Annotated in this window: 13 protein-coding genes and 1 tRNA gene; 7 read left to right on the top strand and 7 right to left on the bottom strand. The window is 67.1% G+C overall.

Annotated features, from left to right (window positions below; all coding sequences use genetic code 11):
• Nucleotide 1: 1 nt before the first annotated feature.
• Complete coding sequence (locus ACT54R_RS02525) at nucleotides 2–1522, top strand: aldehyde dehydrogenase (RefSeq protein WP_476323185.1); 1521 nt, start codon at nucleotides 2–4, stop codon at nucleotides 1520–1522.
• A 61-nt stretch (nucleotides 1523–1583) separates the two neighbouring features.
• On the opposite strand, the gene ACT54R_RS02520 is transcribed toward ACT54R_RS02525, so the two are convergent.
• On the bottom strand, nucleotides 1584–2378 hold the full coding sequence (locus ACT54R_RS02520; protein ID WP_476323182.1) for a bestrophin-like domain: 795 nt from the start codon (nucleotides 2376–2378) through the stop codon (nucleotides 1584–1586).
• A gap of 443 nt (nucleotides 2379–2821) precedes the next feature.
• On the opposite strand from ACT54R_RS02520, the gene ACT54R_RS02515 reads away from it, so the two are divergent.
• From ACT54R_RS02515 to ACT54R_RS02505, 3 genes are read left to right on the top strand one after another with little or no spacing between them, the layout of a single operon-like run.
• Nucleotides 2822–3727, top strand: a complete 906-nt coding sequence (locus tag ACT54R_RS02515; RefSeq protein ID WP_476323179.1) for an endonuclease domain-containing protein — start codon at nucleotides 2822–2824, stop codon at nucleotides 3725–3727.
• Nucleotides 3728–4432 carry a hypothetical protein gene (locus ACT54R_RS02510; protein ID WP_476323176.1) on the top strand — a complete coding sequence of 235 codons (705 nt, stop codon included), beginning with the start codon at nucleotides 3728–3730 and terminating at the stop codon, nucleotides 4430–4432. It begins immediately after the preceding gene.
• Entirely contained in the window at nucleotides 4429–7659 is a 3231-nt protein-coding gene (locus tag ACT54R_RS02505) for a helicase HerA domain-containing protein (protein WP_476323173.1), read from the top strand. The genes ACT54R_RS02510 and ACT54R_RS02505 overlap by 4 nt, the downstream gene beginning before the upstream one ends.
• 101 nt (nucleotides 7660–7760) lie before the next feature.
• Here the strand turns inward: ACT54R_RS02505 and ACT54R_RS02500 are convergent, their stop codons facing one another.
• Entirely contained in the window at nucleotides 7761–9101 is a 1341-nt protein-coding gene (locus tag ACT54R_RS02500; protein WP_476323170.1) for a carbohydrate porin, read from the bottom strand.
• 407 nt (nucleotides 9102–9508) lie between these two features.
• A tRNA-Ile gene (locus tag ACT54R_RS02495) sits at nucleotides 9509–9584 on the bottom strand.
• Nucleotides 9585–9766: 182 nt separating this feature from the next.
• Here ACT54R_RS02495 and ACT54R_RS02490 point away from each other — a divergent pair.
• A complete protein-coding gene (locus tag ACT54R_RS02490) occupies nucleotides 9767–10519 on the top strand; it encodes an SIMPL domain-containing protein (RefSeq protein ID WP_476323167.1) in 753 nt (250 codons plus the stop codon).
• Nucleotides 10520–10662: 143 nt separating this feature from the next.
• Nucleotides 10663–11832: an NUDIX hydrolase gene (locus ACT54R_RS02485; protein WP_476323164.1), complete on the top strand. Its 1170-nt coding sequence runs from the start codon at nucleotides 10663–10665 to the stop codon at nucleotides 11830–11832.
• A 15-nt stretch (nucleotides 11833–11847) separates the two neighbouring features.
• On the opposite strand, the gene ACT54R_RS02480 is transcribed toward ACT54R_RS02485, so the two are convergent.
• The 3 genes from ACT54R_RS02480 to ACT54R_RS02470 form a co-directional block, all read right to left on the bottom strand.
• Nucleotides 11848–12645: a DUF2189 domain-containing protein gene (locus ACT54R_RS02480; protein WP_476323161.1), complete on the bottom strand. Its 798-nt coding sequence runs from the start codon at nucleotides 12643–12645 to the stop codon at nucleotides 11848–11850.
• Between the two features lie 149 nt (nucleotides 12646–12794).
• On the bottom strand, nucleotides 12795–14624 hold the full coding sequence (glsA, locus tag ACT54R_RS02475) for a glutaminase A (protein WP_476323158.1): 1830 nt from the start codon (nucleotides 14622–14624) through the stop codon (nucleotides 12795–12797).
• Between the two features lie 87 nt (nucleotides 14625–14711).
• Nucleotides 14712–15182 carry an Lrp/AsnC family transcriptional regulator gene (locus ACT54R_RS02470; RefSeq protein WP_476326350.1) on the bottom strand — a complete coding sequence of 157 codons (471 nt, stop codon included), beginning with the start codon at nucleotides 15180–15182 and terminating at the stop codon, nucleotides 14712–14714.
• Nucleotides 15183–15323: 141 nt separating this feature from the next.
• Between ACT54R_RS02470 and putA the strand changes: the two genes are divergently transcribed.
• Entirely contained in the window at nucleotides 15324–18986 is a 3663-nt protein-coding gene (gene putA, locus ACT54R_RS02465; RefSeq protein WP_476323155.1) for a bifunctional proline dehydrogenase/L-glutamate gamma-semialdehyde dehydrogenase PutA, read from the top strand.
• Between the two features lie 16 nt (nucleotides 18987–19002).
• On the opposite strand, the gene ACT54R_RS02460 is transcribed toward putA, so the two are convergent.
• Nucleotides 19003–19260, bottom strand: coding sequence for a cysteine rich repeat-containing protein (locus ACT54R_RS02460; protein WP_476323153.1), 258 nt, complete (start codon nucleotides 19258–19260; stop codon nucleotides 19003–19005).
• Nucleotides 19261–19276 lie beyond the last annotated feature (16 nt).

The following is a 19276-nucleotide window of genomic DNA, read 5'->3' as shown; positions in this document are numbered from 1 at the left end:
CATGAACGCCAAAGCCGAGATCGCCATCGCGGCGCGCGGCAATTTCATCGATGGCCGCGAGGTGGAGAGCATCGGCGGCGGCACGGTGGAGGTGAAGAACCCCGCCACCGGCGCCGTCATCGCCACCATTCCCGACAGCACCCGCGAGGACGTGGATGCGGCAGTGAAGAGCGCCCGCGCCGCCTTCAACGGCGATGCCTGGGGCGGCATGGCCATCCGCGAGCGGGTGAAGCTCATCAACCGCATCGCCGATGCGTTCGAGGCGGCGCTGCCGGAGCTGTACCAGCTCGAAACCCAGAACAACGGCCGGCCGGTGAACGAGACCCGCGCCCAGCTCGGCCGCCTGCCGGACTTCCTGCGCTATTTCGGCGGCCTCGCCCTCGCCCGCCGCGACGACGTGATCCCGGTGGAAGGCAATTATCTCAACTACACCCGCCGCACGCCCATCGGCGTGGTGGCCAATTGCACGCCCTTCAACCACCCGCTGATGATCCTGTGCAAGTCCCTGGCGGCGGTGCTCGCCTCCGGCTGCACCACGGTGGTGAAGCCCTCGGAATACACGCCCCTCACCACGCTGCGCCTCGCCAAGCTGATGAGCGACAACGGCCTGCCGCCCGGCGTGTTCAATGTAGTGAACGGCATCGGCGCCAATTCCGGCCGCTTCCTCGCCGAGCATCACGACATCAACAAGCTGGTGCTCACCGGTGGCACCGAGGCCGGGCGCATCGCGGGCTCCGCGGCGGCGAAGGTCTTCGCCCACCAGACGCTCGAACTCGGCGGCAAGACGCCGGTGATGGTGTTCGACGATTACGATGTGGAACAGGCGGTGAACTATGCCGCCTTCGGCGCCTTCGTGGGCGCTGGCCAGACCTGCGTCTGCGCCGCCCGGCACATCGTGCAGAAGACCATCTATGACGAGTTCGTGGAGCGCCTGGCCGCCAAGACCAAGGCCATCCGCATCGGCGATCCGTGCGATCCCGAGACCCAGCTTGGACCGGTGGTCTCCCAGCGCCAGCTCGACCGCGTGCTCTCCTTCGTGCAGGCGGGCCATGACGATGGCGCGCGCCTCGTGGCTGGCGGCCAGCGGCGCATCGTGCCGGGGCACGAGAACGGCTTCTTCGTGGAGCCCACCGTGTTTGCGGACGTGGCGCCCCATATGCGCATCGCCCGCGAGGAGGTGTTCGGCCCCTTCACGGTGGTGATCCCCTTCGAGACGGAGGAAGAGGCCCTCGCCATCGCCAACGACAGCCCCTTCGGGCTCGCCGCCGCCATCCGCACCCGCGACGTGCACCGCGCCCATCGCGTGGCGGCGAAGGTGAAGGCCGGCATCGTCTGGATCAACGATCACCACCGCCTCGACCCGGCGTCGCCGTGGGGCGGCGTGGACGACAGCGGCATCGGTCGCGAGTTCGGCATCGAGAGCTTCAACGACCATTTCGATGTGAAGTCGGTGATGCTCTCCACCGAGGGCAAGGCGTTCGACTGGTACAAGGGCACCTCGCAGCAGCCGCGCCTGAACTGATCTCGCATTTTCAAGGGTTTACGGCGGCCGGGTCGCGTCTTGCGCTCCGGCCGTCGCCGTTTCAGCCCTGCGGCGCCACCGTGGGGCAGGGCTCCGCCTGCATGCGCGCCAGCAGCCGCTCCACCGGGGCGGGGGAGACCTTGATCGGCCCGGTGAAGGGCTGCCCCATTTCCATGACCAGGAAGATGGCTGCAGCGATGCCGACCATGCCCAGCCCGTGGCCGACGAGGACCAGCGCGTTCCGTGGCGCGAAGACGCCGGAATAGAGAAAGATCAGCGCGAACCAGCAGATCACCACGAAGATGAAGGTGACGGGGGTTGCGGTGCGGGCGACGCCCGTGACCTTCCAGCGATACTCCACCAACTGCCGCGACAGGCCGAGGAGCGTGCCCCGTACGTCCTGCTGGTCGGCAGTCCCGGCCTTGAGGTTACGCACCCCGGCATCGAAGCCGAGGAGCGCGGTGAGCGCCGACACCTGCGCGGCGCCGGACGAGGCTTCCTCTTCGCCGGCCGTCCACGTCTCCGCCACGAGCTGGCGGGCATAGGCCTGAAGGTTGCCCCGGAGCGGGCAGGCGGGCGCGCCGAAGCTGAGCAGGTTGAGATCGGTGATCTGAAGAACGGCCGCGTATTTCTGCACGTCGGAATAGGCATCGCTGAAGTTGTAGCGAGCCGAATTCACCATGAGGCCAAGCAACAGCGAAGACATGGTCGCGATGATGGCGACGCTGGTGCGCAAGTTCTTGACCGACCCGTCCTCGTAGCGGGAGTCAGAAAGCCGGCTGCCGATGGCCATGCCGATCCCCATGGCCAGGGCCATCGTCACCACTGCAACTGCGGCTGCAACCCAGGCGTTCATTTTTGCGGCTCTTCATCCGTTCCGTGGCGGGTTCGGTCGGAAGATGCCGAACCTTCGACTGACTCGCCGCCGAAACCCCGCCGAACCATACCGATTCCCCTGGTGAAAGGCACCCGACCCGCACTGTTCAGGGGCGAGTCAGTCGGACGCCGGATGCGGCAAAAGCGCGGTTGCACCTACGTCATGTCCCCGGTATCGATCCGTTGCGCGTTCTGGTCGTCTCAAGGCTGGGGAGCAACCTTTTGGGGGACAAAGTCGCACGCGATCGCCTGTCGGCGCCGGCCCTCGCGGCTGTCCTCCTCGGGGAACCGCAGGGCGGCATCGTCTGCGTGGATGGCGTCGCGCTTTTGGAATTATGCCATCTTTTCAATGAGATGTAGCTTCCGTCCGGCGCGCCGCGGCTGCTCTTTCTCCCCCTCCCTTCGGCCGACACCGCCGAGGCGGTGGCCGAACATCTCCTCACCCGATTGGCCGACATTGCCCTCCGCATGTGGCCCGTCTGGTATGATGACGTGCGCTTCCCCGCCCAGGGGGCGGACACGCTCGCCCGCATGGCCGTCACGGCGGCCGCGCGCCGCACCGCAGCCGGCCACCCCGGCGTCCTGTCCGCCTGGATCGAGGCCGGAGCCTTGCTGGCGCTGGAAAACCGGCCGCCAAAGGTGCCCCGGACACCCGCCGGGACGCAGCTCGACCAATTGTCCCGGGTGATCGGACCGGGTGGTCTGGTGCTGGTCGTGGAGGTGCCGCAACCCCTTCCCGCCGCAAGGGAGGAGGCCTTCGTCGCAGGGCTCGAATGGATCGCACACCATCTCCAGGGGGCGGTGGTGGCGCTGTTTCCCGAGCCGCCCGCCGAGCTCTCGCCTTTCGACCGTATCCGCCACGGGGCCTGGCGCCTTGCCGACGAAGCGGACATCGCCCCGCCGGAAAATCACGTGAACGGACATAAGGTTAGGGCGGAGCCGGAGGGGACGTGGCTGATCCCGTGGCGCGGGCGTCCCCACCCCTTGAGCGCGCTGGAACAGCGTCTCGCCCAGCTCATCGAGGCGGATGCGGAGCTGGCCCCGCTGTTCGGCTTCAACCTTCCCGTTGAAACCGTGCGGGGGTCCCGCCCGAGGGTCGACCTCCTGTGGGCCGAGGGGCGGCTGGTGGTGGAACTGGACGGCTATGCCGACCACGGCACCCGCACGGCCTTCCAGCGCGACCGCCATCGCGATTTCGAGCTGACCCTTTCCGGCTACGCCGTGCTGCGTCTCGCCAACGACGAGATCGCCCAGGACTGCTGGCTGGCGCTGGAAAAGATTCGCGACCTGGTCCGGCACCGCCGGCAGGTCTTGCTTGGGGAGAGATAGGTGGCAACCAAGGCGATGACCAAACCAACGCGATACCCCGAAAGCCGGCTGAAAGAGCGCCAGGGGCTGCTCCTGCTGGCCCTGCTCGCCCACCCGGACGGTGCTGCTGCGCAGAAGGATCTGCGCCCGGTGCCAGACCCCGCGGTGCGCCGTCCGCTGGAGCGCGAGGGCTGGATCCGCACGACGAAACGGGGACGGGCCAATGTGATAGAGGTCACGGACAAGGGCTGGGATGCCGGCGGCGCCGCCCTCCACGCCCTGCTGCCGGAGGACGCGGAAGGCGCCTCGGCGGTGCTGCGCGCGGTGCTGGAGCGCCTTTCCGCCTACATGGCCGCGCGGGAGATTGCGCTCGCGGACCTGCTCGGCCCTCAAGGCGGCCCGCTGCCCACGTCCGGTCCGGCCATCGGGAGCGGACTTGGCGAAGTGGGAGGGGACGAGCCGTCGAACCTTCCTGCGCGCATCCGCACTGCCTATCTCGCGGTGACGGGCGGCCGCCTCAACACGCGGGCGCTCCTGAAGAATCTGCGGCCCCACCTCGCCGACGTGCCCGAAACGGTCCTCGACGCCGCGTTGAAGGCGATGCAGACGGAGGGCGTCGCCCGCCTCTACCGCATCGACAATCGCGCCGAGATCACCGAGGCGGATCGCGCTGCGGCGATCGAGATCGCCGGCGAGCCCCGCCACATCCTGTGGATCGAGCGATGACGCAAGCGAGCGAGAAGCCCGGCGCCCCGGGATTGGCGGCTTTCCGCGCCGCAAGCTTCGACTGGACCCGGCAGTTGCGCAGCGTCTGGCGCGATCCGCCTCACCAGGTCACGGCGCTGCATGAAGGCTGCATCGACGACATCCTGTCCTATTTCGAGGCGCGGACGGCGGAGGAAAAGCCCGAGCCGGAGCCGCTCGGCCGAGTCATCGTGGGGCCGGCTGGCTATGGCAAGACCCATCTGGTCGGCCGGCTGCGGGCCGGGGTCTGGGAGCGCGATGGCTGGTTCGTTCTGCTCGACCTCGTGGGAGTGAAGGATTTCTGGTCCTCCATAGCGCTCGGATTCCTGAACTCGCTTCTGGCCCTGCGCGCGGAAGGCATGACCCAGCACGATCTGCTGATCCTGAAGCTGGCGGACAAATTGGGCATCGCCGGGCAGGTCGGCACCATCGCGCGCCGTCACGATGACGACCCGCGCAAGGCCATGAACGACATATCGGCTCTGTTCCTCAACTCCCTCGCCCGGTATGACCGGCAGGGCACGCTCGAACATCGCTACGTGCTGACCGCCCTCATTCTCCTGACATCCAGCGACCTCGATCAGCAGAGCATCGCGCATGCGTGGCTGCAGGGCATGCCCTCGACGGCGCAGGACGCGGGCCAGTTCGGCTTCGTCGGCCAGAACTCACCCCTTTCCGTCGTAAAAGGCCTGTGCTGGCTCATGAGCCTTGTCGGGCCGACACTGATTGCGGTGGACCAGATCGACGCCATCGTCAGTGCCGCGAACGCCAGTTCAAAGGCGGCGGAAAACCTGTCGGATGGGGAGAAGGCAGAGGCGCGATCGATCCTGGAGGCGCTGGCGCAGGGCCTGATGGACCTCCACGAGGTGAAATATCGGGCGGTGGTCGTCCTGTCGTGTCTTGAGGCCACATGGCAGGTGATCGAGCAAACCTCGAGCGTGCCTGTGGATGCCCGCTTCCGTCCGCCGACGTCTTTGCAGGCCTTGCCCGATTCCGAACGTGCTTCTGCGCTGGTCGGTGCGCGTCTCGCCGCTGCCTATGGCCCGCGCAATTTCACCCCACCTTATCCCACCTGGCCATTCCGGCCCGAGGCTTTCGCCGAGGCGGTCGGTCTCTCGCCGCGCGAACTGCTCCGGCGCTGCGAGGCCCATCGCCTGGCATGCGTCGCCGATGGCGACGTCGAGGAATTGTCCACGTTCACGCGTGGGGGGCAGCCGCCGGCCATCGTCCCCCCGATCTCCGGTCTCGAGGCCGCCTATGTCCAGGCCCGCGCAGAGGCGGACGTGTCCGGCCTTCTCGATCCCGATCGGGAGGACGAGATGCGCGACCTCTTCGCGTACGCGCTGGGCCTTTTCGAGCAACAGCTCGATCTGCCGGAGAACGTGGATGCGGGGGTCCAATTCTACCCGAACCAGAAGACGCCGCCGCTCCACGGCCGGCTGTCCTTCACCTTCCGCGCCCAGGGCGATCTTGAGCAGCATTATTGTTTCCGTTTGCTGCCCCATCCCAACCACCTCGCCTATCAATCCCGCATCAAGGCGGCCATGACGGCTTCGGGAATCGGCTCGAAGCTGAAGGGGCGGCACCTTGTGCTGCTGCGGTCGACTGAACCCCCGCAAGGGCCGAAGTCGCGGCAGCTGACCGAGGAGTTCCAAAAGGCGGGCGGCCGCTTCATCGCACCCGGCGAGGACGACCTGCGGGCCTTCCTTGCCCTGCGCTCGCTCTCTGGCCGTCCAGACTTCGCTGCCTGGCTGAAGCAGAGCAAGCCGCTGTACGACGCGCCTCTGTTCAAGGCCGCTGGCCTCGCGCCACCCGCCTTTCTCGGCGCTGCGCCCGAACCGCCCCCGGCCGGAACGCCTGTCGGCATCCCGTCCGGCAAGGACGCCGCGCCCGACGTCGATCCCCGTCCGGCGCGTCCTGCTGCGGAACCACCTGCGTCGCCCTATGTCGCGGCGAGGCATATCGTGGTCGGCCGCCGGGCTGCTCCGCAAGGCGGGGGAGAAACGGTGGAACTCGCAGCTTCTCTCTTGCCCCGGCATGTGGCGATTTTCGCGGGCTCCGGCTCCGGAAAGACGGTCCTGCTGCGGCGTCTGGTGGAGGAGGCGGCGCTCCTCGGCATTCCCGCCATCGTGCTCGACATCAACAACGACCTCGCCCGCCTCGGCGAGGCGTGGCCCCAGGTGCCGGAATCCTTCTCTTCCGAGGACGTGGTGAAGGCCGAGGCGTACCGCGCTGGCGTGGAGGTGGTGGTCTGGACCCCCGGGGTCTCCAGCGGCAATCCGCTCTCCCTCGCCCTCCTGCCGGACTTCGCCGCCATCGGCAGCGGCCGCGACGCCGAGAGCGAGGACGAGCGTAGCCAGGCGGTGGAAATGGCGCGCGCCACGCTCACCCCCTACCTCGGCGGCGGCGGCCAGAAGGCAAACCTGAAGCAGGGGGTTCTCGCCGACGCTCTGCGCCACTTTGCCTTGGGCGGCGGACGAGAGTTGAAGGACTTCGTTGCCCTACTGTCCGAACTTCCAGAGGGGTTGAGCGAGATCGGCAATGCCGAAAAGCTCGCCCGCGACATGGCCGACCAGTTGCGCGCGGCCATCGCCACCAATCCGTTGCTCCAGTCGAGTGGGCCGAAGCTGGATCCCCGGCGCCTATTTCACGGGCGCGATCCGGGGCGGCCGCGTATCTCCGTCATCAACCTCGCCGGCCTTGCCACCGACGAAGCGAAGCAGGCGTTCGTCAACCAGCTGCAGATGACGCTCTTCACATGGGTAAGGCAGAATCCGAGCCCCTCCGGGCGGCTCTACGTGCTGGACGAGGCACAGAACTTTGCGCCATCCCTGGCCAATACGGCCTGCAAGGCCAGCACCCGCTCGCTGGCGGCGCAGGCGCGCAAGTATGGGCTCGGCATGGTGTTCGCGACCCAGCTGCCGCGGGGCATCGACAGCGGCATCGTTTCCAACTGCACCACCCATATGTACGGCCGCATGAGTTCGCCTGCGACCATCGAGGCGACGCGCGATCTCATGGCCGCCAAGGGTGGTGCGGCCGATGATCTGGCCCGGCTGGGGCGTGGCGTCTTCTACTTCTCCACGGAAGGCGTGCGCCGGCCGGTCAAGATCGAGACCGCCCTCTGTCTGAGCTGGCACCCGGCCAATCCCCCGACAGCCGCCGAGGTGGTGAAGGCGGCGCGCGCCTCCTCACAGCATCCGGAATGAAAGGGAAGGTCAGGATCACCGGCAGGCCGGAAACCACTGGCCGCTCCGCCGGGAGCGCGCGCCCACGGGCGGTGCTTCGGGCGATGGCCGCGGCTCCTCCCTCAGAAGGCAACCGTTGTGCGCAGGCCCACCACCCAGGCGTTCTCGTTGACGGGCGAGGTGTAGCCGCCGGGATCGATGACATATTGCAGTGAGGCCTTCAGGTTCAGCCAGCCCGTGGCCTGGAACCCGTAGTAGGCTTCCAGCACATATTCGTTGTGCTGCACATAGCCCGGGCCGAGCCCCAGCCAATTGGCCTCGGCCTGCGCCGTTGTGAGCCGCGGATTGATCCCGGTCGTTCCGATGGCGAAACCGATGTCGTCATCGGGCCGGCTTGCGAACGTGCCGTGCTGCTGAATGCCCCATGCCACCTGATAGAGCTGCGTGGAGGTCCGCGGGTCGGCATAGGTGAAGTTGAAGAAGCTCCACAATCCCTGTTTCGGGTTCGGGCCCGTGGCATTGCCGGTCAGTTGCTGGATGAAGGAAACGTAGAAGCCGTAGCGCCCATAATCCTGGGCATAGGGAAGCCCCGAGATGAGCTGGGGCTGCCCGTTGATGCTCGTGACGGCGTTATCCACGGTCGCGGTATCGAACCATCCGCCGATCTTGTAGGTGCCCGACAGATTCCAGAGCGTCGGAGTCCATTTCAGCTCCAGGGGCACCAGCGCGCCGTCGGAACCGGACGGCCAGCTGGGCAGCAGCGCCCACTTCGCCTGAACCGACAGGTAGGTCTGGTTTTCGTCATAAACGGCGGCTGAAAAGGTCAGGTCATCGGCGAGGTGGAGCTTCACGACGCCGCCCCACTGGCTCACCGGCCAGTTGAAGATGTAGTTCCCGGCTATATTTCCTGGAACCGAGCCGCAGAAGGTCAGATTAATGAAATCGCAGCGATCGAAGCCGAAATCGGCGCCGACGGCGAGCCGGCCGACCTTGATGTCCACGGCGCCGTCGAACAAGGCCTGATTGTAGTGAAAGTCCACGAGGCGAACGATATTGCCGCGGCCGTAGACTTCGTTCATCAGCATCAGTGCCGGGATGTTGGCGACTTCCGCGAGGTTGTCGCCCCAACGGCCCACGAGCGTGATGCCGAACGTGCCGCCGGTGATGTTGGCCAGCTTCTCCATGTCGAAGATGGCCTGAATGGACGCCTGGCCCGCATTCGCCCCAGTCTGGTGCGTGCCGCCCGAGAGGTTCCCGACCGTTTCGTTGACGAGCCCGCCAGAGATGTCGATGCCCTGTTCCTTCAGCCGGGTCCGTCCCAGATCCCCAAAGAGGTAGGGCCGGGTCCAGAAATCATCCTGAAAGAACGAGGGCGGCGCTCCCATGTCGGCACCCGCCATATCGACCGCAAATACCGGGGCCGTGCCGGCGATCAACATTGCGGCGATGAGGTCGAATCGCACTTTCACCGTTCGGCCGCAGGCGTTGTGACGTCGATCTCCAGATCGCTTCGGCCGACTCATCCGCCCGTTTCCATCCCGAGAGCCCCAAAACCTGATGCGAATCCCGACATTTGATCGCGCGAGAGCTGGCTCTCCGCGGGGCCCATAATTGGGAATCGCACGCGTAGAATGCACGTTTTCGAGGCGTGCAAGTGCAGCAAATCAAAAGAAGAATTGGATACCAGCCAGGTCGTCGTCCCAATACCGCTCGCGCCGCTCGATCATGATCGGCTGCGGGGCCGGGCGGACGCTCGCCCGTGGAGGAGACGGATCATCATCTGCGTCCCCAAAAGCCTCGATCGCGCCGATTGGGGACGGCGGGCTGAGAAGAACCAAAATGGCCTGGGGTTTCCGATGAAACCGGAAGCTGGTGGGCCCGGCAGGACTCGAACCTGCAACCTAACCGTTATGAGCGGTCAGCTCTAACCATTGAGCTACAGGCCCCCGCACGCCTTATGCTTGTTGCTCTAGCAATCCTGCCGCGCGGGAACAACAGATTCCAGCCCTCGCCCGAGGAGGGTGCCGCTAGGGTGGGGATGGCGGCGGCTTCGCCGCAATGGCGCCGCGTTCGCGCGGTCGTCTGCCGTTCCCCCGGGGCATAGCCTGGGCCGAACGAGGATACCTCCATGCGTCATTCGCCGGCCGGCTTCGTTTCCTTCCCGCGTGCCGCGGTCAGCACTGCGGCCGTGATTGCAGCGGCCTTCGCCGCAACGCTGGCTGTGTCGGGCCCTGTGGCCGCGGCGGCGACCATCACGGTGGTGGGAGAGGCAACGCGCGCTGCTCCGCCGGACATGGCGGTGCTTACGACCGGCGTCGTGAGCAATGCGAAGACTGCCGACGATGCGCTCGCCGCCAATTCCAAGGCGGTCGCGGACGTAATCGCGGCGCTGAAGGCGGCGGGCATTGCGCCGAACGATATCTCCACCTCCTCCTTCTCCCTCCAGCCGCAGCAGTCCTTCCCGCAGCCGCCGTCCCGCGAGGCGCCGAAGCTGATCGGCTTCGAGGTGCGCAATTCGGTCCGGATCACGGTGCGTGATCTCGGCAAGCTCGGTGGACTGCTGGACAAGGTGGTGCAGTCGGGTGCCAACCAGGCATCGGGCCTGTCCTTTGCCCTCGCTGATACGGATCGGCTGGAAGGCGAGGCGCGGGCGGCCTCGGTGAAGGACGCCATTGAGCAGGCCAAGGGCGTCGCCGCGGCTGCGGGGCTTCGGCTCACGCGCATCATGTCGATCCAGCCCGAGGGGCAGCACAGCGGTCCGATCATGCCGGCGCCGATGATGATGAAGGCCGATGCAGCTCGCATGGCGGTGCCGGTAGAGGCGGGTGAGATAGAGGTACGGGCGCGCACCGTCGTGGTCTACGAGGCCGAGCCCCAGTGAGGCAGCGGCAGCTGGGGCGATTTCTTCGGGGGAATGCTTTGTGATAGATCAGTCTTGATGACCGATTCTGCCGTCGGCGGGCGGAAGAACGGGTTCTCGGTCACCGGGTTCGTCTTTCACGCTCCGCCGCTCCTGGATCGTCAATGGCGCCTTGGTCGGATTGGCCCCATATTCCGGTTGCTGCGGGCGTCTCGAGCGGGCGCCGAGTGCAATATGCTGCCTTGCCCTACCGCGTGCGGCGCGACGGCGAGGTGCAGATTCGTCTCATCACCTCCCGGGAAACGCGCCGCTGGGTGATTCCAAAGGGATGGCCGATCAAGGGCCTCACCCCGCCCAAGACGGCGGCGCGCGAGTCCTACGAGGAAGCCGGCCTCGTCGGCGTTGTCTCCCGCGAACCGCTCGGCGCCTACACCTATGAAAAGCGCCTCGGCACCCGCTCCGTGCTGTGCGACGTGCTGGTCTTCCCGCTCAAGGTGAAGCGCCTGCTGCAGAAGTGGCCGGAACGGTTCCAGCGCTACGGCTTCTGGTTCTCCATCGAGACCGCCGCTGCGGCGGTTCAGGAGGAAGACCTTTCCCAACTGATCCTGTCCTTCGGGGACATCATGGCCCGGCGCTGGCAGGAGAAGCTCGCTGACGCCGCCGCTGTGGCCGAACCGGTCGTGCTCAAGGCGAAGGCGCCCAAGTCGAAGGCGATCGAGGCCGAGCAGGTTAAAGGCAGCGAAGCCGGTGCCAAGGCGGGCAAGGCGCGGGCTGGCAAGGCCAAGGTCGCGAAGGCCGATGAAAAGCCGGCCAAGGCCAAGGCGGGTAAGGCCAAGACGGAGAAGGGAAAGTCCGCAAAGGTTGGGGCGCGATCTGTCACGGATCAGGAAAGTCTCGCCGCCTCGCTGAATTCGTCCTCATCACGCGGGCATCTCGAGCATGGGGCCGAGGCCGACGATGCGGGCACGGTCGTCGCCCGAGCGAAGATGGCCAAGAATAAAGAAGCCAAGGCACGGGCCGCCAAGGTGAAGGTTCTGGCGTCGCGGGCGCTGATGCCCGACGACGGTGACGCCATTCCGACCACGGGCGAAGCCAAGCCGCCGAAGGTCTTGAAGGCAGCCAAGATCATCAAGCCCGCCAAAGTTTTGAAGCCCAAGGCGGCCAAGGCCAAGTCGGCGCAGAAGTCCGTCGGCAGCGCGGATGGCCCAGGAGTCGCGACCAAAGCCCCAGCCACCAAATCTGCCGGATTCGTGGCTACGGCCAAGACGGCGCGGGTTTCCGATGCGGCAGCGCCCAAGCCGAAACGCAAGGGTAAAGACGCCGACGTCTCCTGACGTCGGCGTCGTCTCTCAGGAGAGCGGTGTCACGGCCCGGCGATAGAGGTGCCACGTGGCATGCCCCAGCACCGGCAGCACGAAGATCAGCCCAAGGAAGGCGGGGGCGGTGCCGATGGCAATCAGCGCCACCACGCAGATACCCCACAGGATCATCGGCCCGGGGCTGGTGAGCACCGCCTGTACGCTCGTTATCATCGCCGTCACCACATCGAGATCCCGGTCCATTAGCAGCGGGAACGAAACGACGGTGATGGAGAACAGGCCCAGCGCCAGCGCTGCCCCGATCACATGGCCTACGGCCAGGAACGCGATGCCATCCGAGGTGGTGAACAGCACCTTGATGAAGTCGTTGAGCGTGGCGAAGGAGGCGAAGCCGAGGAACAGGGCCAGCAGCAGGCGCACCTGGTACATCCAGATGATGAAGGCGAAGATGGTGACGAACGCCATCCACCCGAGTTCCCGCTGGCGCTGGGCAAAGATGGTGGCCATCACGCCGTTCCAGGTGGGTTGACGTCCCGCCTCCAGTTCCCGGCTGACATCGTAGAGGCCGGCCGCCACGAATGGTCCGATCAGCACGGAGCCGGCGAACAGCGGATAGGCGAGATATCCCACATCGAAGAACATGACACAGGCGACAATGGTGAGCCCACCCGCCGCATAAAGTCCGCCGAACACGAGGCCGAAGGCCGGGGCCCGCGCGAAATCGGACAACCCCTCGATGAGCGAGGCCTTCGCGTCCGCGAACGTCACCGCCCGAACCGCCGGCATCGCAGGCACAGCCTGTGGCCGGTTCTCCACCGTATCCACCATCTTCACCTCCCGAATTCTTCTGTTTGGAAGAAGACTGGGAGGGGAACGGAGGGTTGTAAAGGGCTTCGCTCAAGGCTGGCCGAAAGTGCTAGGTCGGCAAATGGAGAGCCGCCTATGAGGCGATCATCCAACCCGATGATGCGAAAGGCCTATCCGGTCAGCATCTCGATGCGGGCGGTGGCCATGCGGATTCGCCCGGCGAGCAGGATGGCGAGATTGCGCATGATCCGGTCGGCGGCGCGGGCATGGGTTTCCTGGAAGGCGCGGAACTGGTCGGCCGTGACCTCCACGCACACCGCCTCCGTATCGGCCCAAACGTCCGTGCTGCGGGGCTGCTCGATGAGCGCCATCTCGCCAAAGACCATGCCGGGGATCATGGTGGAGAGGCGGACGTCGCCCCCGGAGCGGGCGCTCACCATGCCCCGCAGCAGAAAATAGACCCTCGCCGGCGGTTCGTTGGCGGAAATGATCCGCGTGCCGGCAGGGAACACCACGCGAGTGCCGAGACGTGAGAGATCTGCCAGTTCCTGGGGGGAAAGGCCGGCGAGCAGCGCCTGCCGGCTGAGGTCCGCTTCCACCTCGATACGGGAGAAGCCGCCATGGCGGTACACCACCTGGTCCTCGGCCCATTCAACCGCCGCATCGTAGGTGGGGAAGATGCGCACGCGCACGCCCTGTTCCCGCAGCGCCTTCAGCTGCGGTGCAACGGGTGAAGTGGCTTCGACGCCCGCGATCACCGCGGTGGTGGCGGCGGGCAACTGGTTCTTGATGAGGCCGGTGAGGAGTCTGAGGCCCGCATCGGTGATGGTGGCGACGCGGTGCAGGTTGAGGATGAGGAATTCCGGCACGCCCGCGGGGTCCGTCAGCCGCCGGGTCACGTAATCCATGGAGGCGAAGGAGAGCTTGCCGGCCAACTCGATTGCCCGGATGGCGCCGGAGCGGGCGGAGAGGATGTCCTGCTCGTGCGGCTGCCGGCCGGGTTTGGACGGTACGGTCCGGAAATCGTAATCGGCGACGATGCAGGTCCGCACATCGTCCCGTCGCGACAGCATATGCAGGTCGAACGCTTCCGAAATGGCCTCGCAGGTGCGGATGCCGCGCACGCTGTTGCCGTGCATGTCGAGGCGGGGGGAGAAGGTGCCGAGGCCGAGCTGGGACGGCAACGCCGCCAGAATGCCGCCGCCGACGCCGCTCTTCGCCGGTACGCCGACGCGGTAGATCCACTCGCCGGCGAAGTCGTACATGCCGGACGAACTCATCACCGCCAGCGTGCGCGCCACTGCGTAGTTCGAGGCGACCGTGACGCCGGTGAGCGGGTTGACGCCGTGATTGGCAAAGGTCGCCCCCATCACCGCTAGGTCGCGCGCGGTGACGAGCACGGAGCACTGGCGGAAATAGACGTCGAGCAGCCGGTCCACGTCTCCCGCGACGCCGCCATAGGTGCGCAGAAGATAGGCGATGGCGCGGTTGCGGTCGCCGGTGGAGCGCTCGCTCTCGAACACCGCCGCGTCTACGCCGAGGTCGCGCCCGGCGAAGCGGCCGAGGGCCTGGCGGATCAGCTCGAATGCCTCGTCTCCCGCGCTCTCCGCGATAAGGCCGGAACAGGCGATGGCGCCCGCATTCACCATGGCGTTGAACGGCTTGTTGTCGGCCCGCAGACGAATGGAGTTGAACGCCTCGCCGCTCGGCTCGACGCCGATCGCCGCCTCCACCCGCTCCGCCCCCAGAAGATCGAGCGCCAGGGCGAACACCATGGCCTTCGACACGGACTGGATGGTGAAGGGCACCTGCGTGTCGCCCGCCTCGTACACATGCCCGTCGGTGGTGGCGACGGCGATGCCGAAATGGTCGGGATTGGCCTTACCCAGTTCGGGGATGTAGGAGGCGACCTCGCCCTCGTCGATGCGGGAAAATTCCGCGTGGGTCTCCTTGATGAACCGCAGCAGCGGGGTCTCGAGGGTCGGCAGGGGATGGGGCAAGGTCGGGCTCCGGAAATTCCCTCCAGTGAAACGCCACCTGAGCCATGATGCAATGCCGCAAAACATGTTGGCCGGTGGCGGTAAGCCTTACGCGCCGTCGTCCTTCACCGGCTCCATCACCACGTAGGTGGAGGTGCTCGCCACGTGAGGCAGGCTGGAGATCTTCTCCCCCAGCACTTCTCGATAGCGGCGAATATCGCGGGTGCGCACTTTGAGCAGGTAGTCGAACGAGCCTGCGATCATATGGCAGGCCTCCACCTCGCGGATCTTCAGCACCGCCTTGTTGAAGGCGGTGAGCGCCGCCTCCGTCGTCTCGGTGAGCTTCACTTCGGTGAAGGCGATGTGTTCGAGGCCGAGCTTCGCGGGATCGAGCACGGCCCGGAAGCCGCGGATAAAGCCCTCGTCCACCAGCCGCTTCAGCCGCGCCTGACATGGACTGCGCGACAGCCCGACCCGCGCCGCAAGGTCGGTGACGGACATGCGCCCGTCCTCGACCAAGGCGGCGATGATGCGCGCATCGAAGGCGTCAATTTGATCCGAATTACAGTCAATTTGCATAAATTCGATTTTCAATCTGAGCCAATAAAAGTCAATTCCGGGATCATGGAGGCCATCTTCGGTCAGAACGCCTTCCAGCATTAGGGTTAGCATTTAGGCCTGTTCGAGATCGCCCGAAAGACGCGACGAAAGGTGCCTCAGATGCCAGCGCCCGCAGTATTCAGCCCGCTTCGCGAGACGGTCCGCCCGCCCTTGTTCGCGGACTTCGCCCCTCCGCCCGTGCCCCGCAGTGACCTGCGGCAGGCCATCACCGCCATGACGCGGGCGCCTGAAGCGGCATGCGTCGCCGCGCTCCTGCCCCAGGCGCGGCTTTTCCCCGGGCAGTGCGCGCGCGTCGGCGCCCACGCCCGTGCCCTCGTCACCCGTCTGCGGCAGAAGCCGCGCGACTCGATGGTGGAGGAACTGGTGCGCGAGTACGACCTGTCCTCACGCGAGGGTATCGCCCTCATGTGCTTGGCCGAGGCGCTGCTGCGCATTCCCGATGCTGCCACCCGCGATGCGCTGATCCGCGACAAGATCGGTTCCGGCGACTGGCGGGCGCATGTGGGCGGCGGCCAGTCGCTGTTCATGAACGCGGCCAGCTGGGGCCTCCTCGTCACGGGGCACCTCGCCCTGGCGTATGATGCGCACAGTCTTTCCGGGGCGCTGACGCGCCTCGTCGCCCGCTGCGGCGCGCCGGTGATCCGCCGTGCGGTGGATGCGGCCATTGGCATCATGGGCGAGCAGTTCGTCATGGGCCGCAGCATCGAAGAGGCATTGGGCCGCGCCCGCGGGCGAGAGGGGGAGGGCTTCCTCTACTCCTTCGACATGCTGGGCGAGGCGGCCATGACGGGGGCGGATGCCACGCGCTATTTCGAGGCCTACCGCCATGCCATCACCGCCATCGGCGCGGCTTCGGGCGGGCGCGGCATCGTCCGCGGGCCGGGCCTGTCCGTAAAGCTGTCGGCGCTGCATCCGCGCTACGCCCGCGCCAAGGCGGAGCGGGTGATGGGCGAACTGCTGCCGCGCCTCCTCGCGCTCGTCGTCGAGGCGCGGCGCTGGAACATCGGCCTCACCATCGATGCCGAGGAGCAGGACCGGCTCGAACTCTCCGTGGACCTGCTGGAGGCGCTGTGTGCAGCGCCGGAGCTGGCCGGTTGGGACGGCATCGGCTTCGTGGTGCAGGCCTACGGCCGACGTTGCCCGGCGGTGCTGGATTTTGTCATCGACCTCGCCCGGCGGACCGGACGCCGCATTGCGGTGCGCCTCGTGAAGGGCGCCTATTGGGATGCCGAGATCAAGCGTGCGCAGGTGGACGGGATGCCGGATTTCCCCGTCTTCACCCGCAAGGTCCACACCGACCTTTCCTACATCGCCTGCGCCCGCAAACTGCTCGCGGCGAAGGATGCGGTCTTCCCCCAGTTCGCCACCCACAATGCCCAGACGCTCGCCGCAATCCACGACCTGGCTGGCCCGGACTTCCGCATCGGCGACTATGAGTTCCAGTGCCTGCACGGCATGGGCGAACCGCTGTACGAGGAGGTCGTCGGCCCCCTTGGCCGGCCCTGCCGCATCTATGCGCCGGTGGGCACCCACGAGACTCTGCTGGCTTATCTGGTGCGGCGCCTGCTCGAGAACGGCGCCAATTCGTCCTTCGTCAACCGCATCCGTGACCCCGCCGTCCCGGTCGAGGACCTCATCGCCGATCCGGCCGAGGTCGTCGCCTCCATGCCGGTGCCGGGCGCGCCCCATCCGGGCATCGCGGCCCCGCGCGCCCTCTATGGGGAACGGTTGAATTCGGCCGGGCTGGATCTTGCCGACGACGGGACGCTCGGCACGCTTTCGTCGCGCCTCGCCGCTCAGGCGGCCACATGGACGGTGGCCTCGCCCGCATCCGGAGGCGCGGCCCCGCGGCCAGTGCGGAATCCCGGCGACCATCGCGATATTGTGGGCGAGGTGCGCGACGCGACCGTCCCGGATGTTTCGCGCGCCGTCGCCCGCGCGGCTTCGGCCGCGACCGATTGGGCCGCCCTTGCCCCGGCTGAACGAGGAGCGCTGCTTCGGCGCGCGGCAGACGGCATGGAGACGGCAATGATGTGCCTGATGGGCCTCATCATGCGCGAGGCCGGCAAGTCGGCCGCCAACGCGGTGGCGGAGGTTCGCGAGGCGGTGGATTTCCTGCGCTATTATGCCGGTGAAGCGGAGGCGCGCCTTACACCGGCCCATCGCCTGCTCGGCCCTATCGCCTCGATCAGCCCGTGGAATTTCCCCCTTGCCATTTTCACCGGCCAGGTGGCCGCGGCGCTGGCTGCGGGCAATCCCGTGCTTGCGAAGCCGGCGGAGGAAACTCCCCTTGTGGCGGCCGAGGCGGCGCGCATCCTGCACTCGGCCGGCATCCCCGCCGACGTGCTTCAGCTTCTGCCCGGAGATGGCCGCATCGGCGCAGCGCTGGTGTCGGCGCCGCAGGTGGCGGGGGTGATGTTCACCGGCTCGACAGAGGTGGCGCAACTGATCGCCCGTTCGCTGGCCGGGCGGCCGGGACCGGATGGCCGGCCGGTGCCGCTCATTGCCGAGACCGGCGGGCAGAACGCGATGATCGTGGATTCCTCCGCATTACCCGAGCAGGTGGTGGCGGACGTTCTCGCCTCCGCCTTCGACAGTGCGGGCCAGCGATGTTCCGCGTTGCGGGTTCTGTGTCTTCAGGACGAGGTTGCCGATACCCTGCTCGCCATGCTGAAGGGCGCCATGGCGGAACTAGAGATCGGCCGCACGGATCGCCTCTCGGTGGACGTGGGTCCGGTGATCCACGCCGAGGCGCGCCGGGGGATCGAGGCGCACGTCTCGGCAATGGCGGCGAAGGGATGTCCCGTCCATCGCCCGGCACTGCCGCCCGAGACGGCGCAGGGCACCTTCGTGGCCCCGACGCTGATTGAGATTTCGTCCCTGGCCGATCTCGGCCGCGAGGTGTTCGGGCCGGTGCTGCATGTGCTGCGCTGGCGGCGCCGCGATCTCGGCCGGCTGGTCTCGGCCATCAATGCCACGGGCTATGGCCTGACCTTCGGCCTGCACACGCGTCTCGACTCAACCGTGGCTGCGGTGACGGAGCGGATCGAGGCCGGCAATCTCTACGTGAACCGCAACATCATCGGCGCGGTGGTCGGGGTACAGCCGTTTGGGGGGCGCGGCCTTTCCGGCACCGGGCCGAAAGCTGGCGGCCCGCTCTATCTTTCGCGGCTGGTGCGTGGGCCGCAGTTCACCCTGGGGGCGGGGCAACCTGATCCAGCGGCGCTCGCGTTCGTGGGTTGGCTTGAGGGGGCGGGCCGCACGGCGGATGCGGAAGCGATGCGGGCGATCATCGCGCGCAGTCCCCTCGGGATGTCGCTGGAGCTTCCCGGTCCGGTGGGCGAACGCAACATTTACGAGCTGCGCAGCCGCGGCACAGTGCTGCTGATGCCGGAGACGGAAACGGGACTGATCCGGCAATTTGGCACCGCCCTCGCCACCGGAAATCGCGCAATGCTCGACGCCCCGGCGGCCCTGGCCGGCGTGCTTGCGACAGTGCCGGAGCCTGTGGCTGTCCGGCTCGCGCCTGAAGGCGAGGCGGTCGCCGTCGCGCTGGTGGAAGGGGAGGGGGAGCGCCTGCGCTCCGTTGCCCGTGCCATTGCGGAGCGCGACGGACCCATCGTGCCGCTCCATACGGCCTCGGTCGAGGAGATCGCATCCTCTCCCTTCGCTTACCCGGCGAGCCTGCTGCTGGAGGAGCGCTCGGTATCGGTCAACACCGCCGCGGCGGGTGGCAATGCCAGCCTCCTGGCGCTCGCCTGAGACTGGCCTGCCGTCCCTACTTCTTGCCCAGCGCGCCGAGGGCGGCCTGGCAGGGCGGAGTTGTCTGTTCCTTCTTGCTCTGCATGCATTGGACCACGCGCCCGCCGCCGGGCTGCACATCGCCACACAGCTTCTTCACGTCCGCCGAGCAGGCGGTACGCAGGGCCTGGGCTTGCTCGGCGGTGAGGGTGGCTGCGGTCTGGGCCGGAGCAGGGCTGGTGCAGAGGGCCAGAAGAGGGAGCGCGAGGAAGGAGGCGCGCAGGGAGAGGGTCATCGGCTGGATCCTCATT

This window comes from Xanthobacter sp. DMC47, assembly GCF_056313845.1.
Note: the sequence above shows the minus strand (reverse complement) of the source record. Positions and strands in the feature narration are given on the sequence as shown.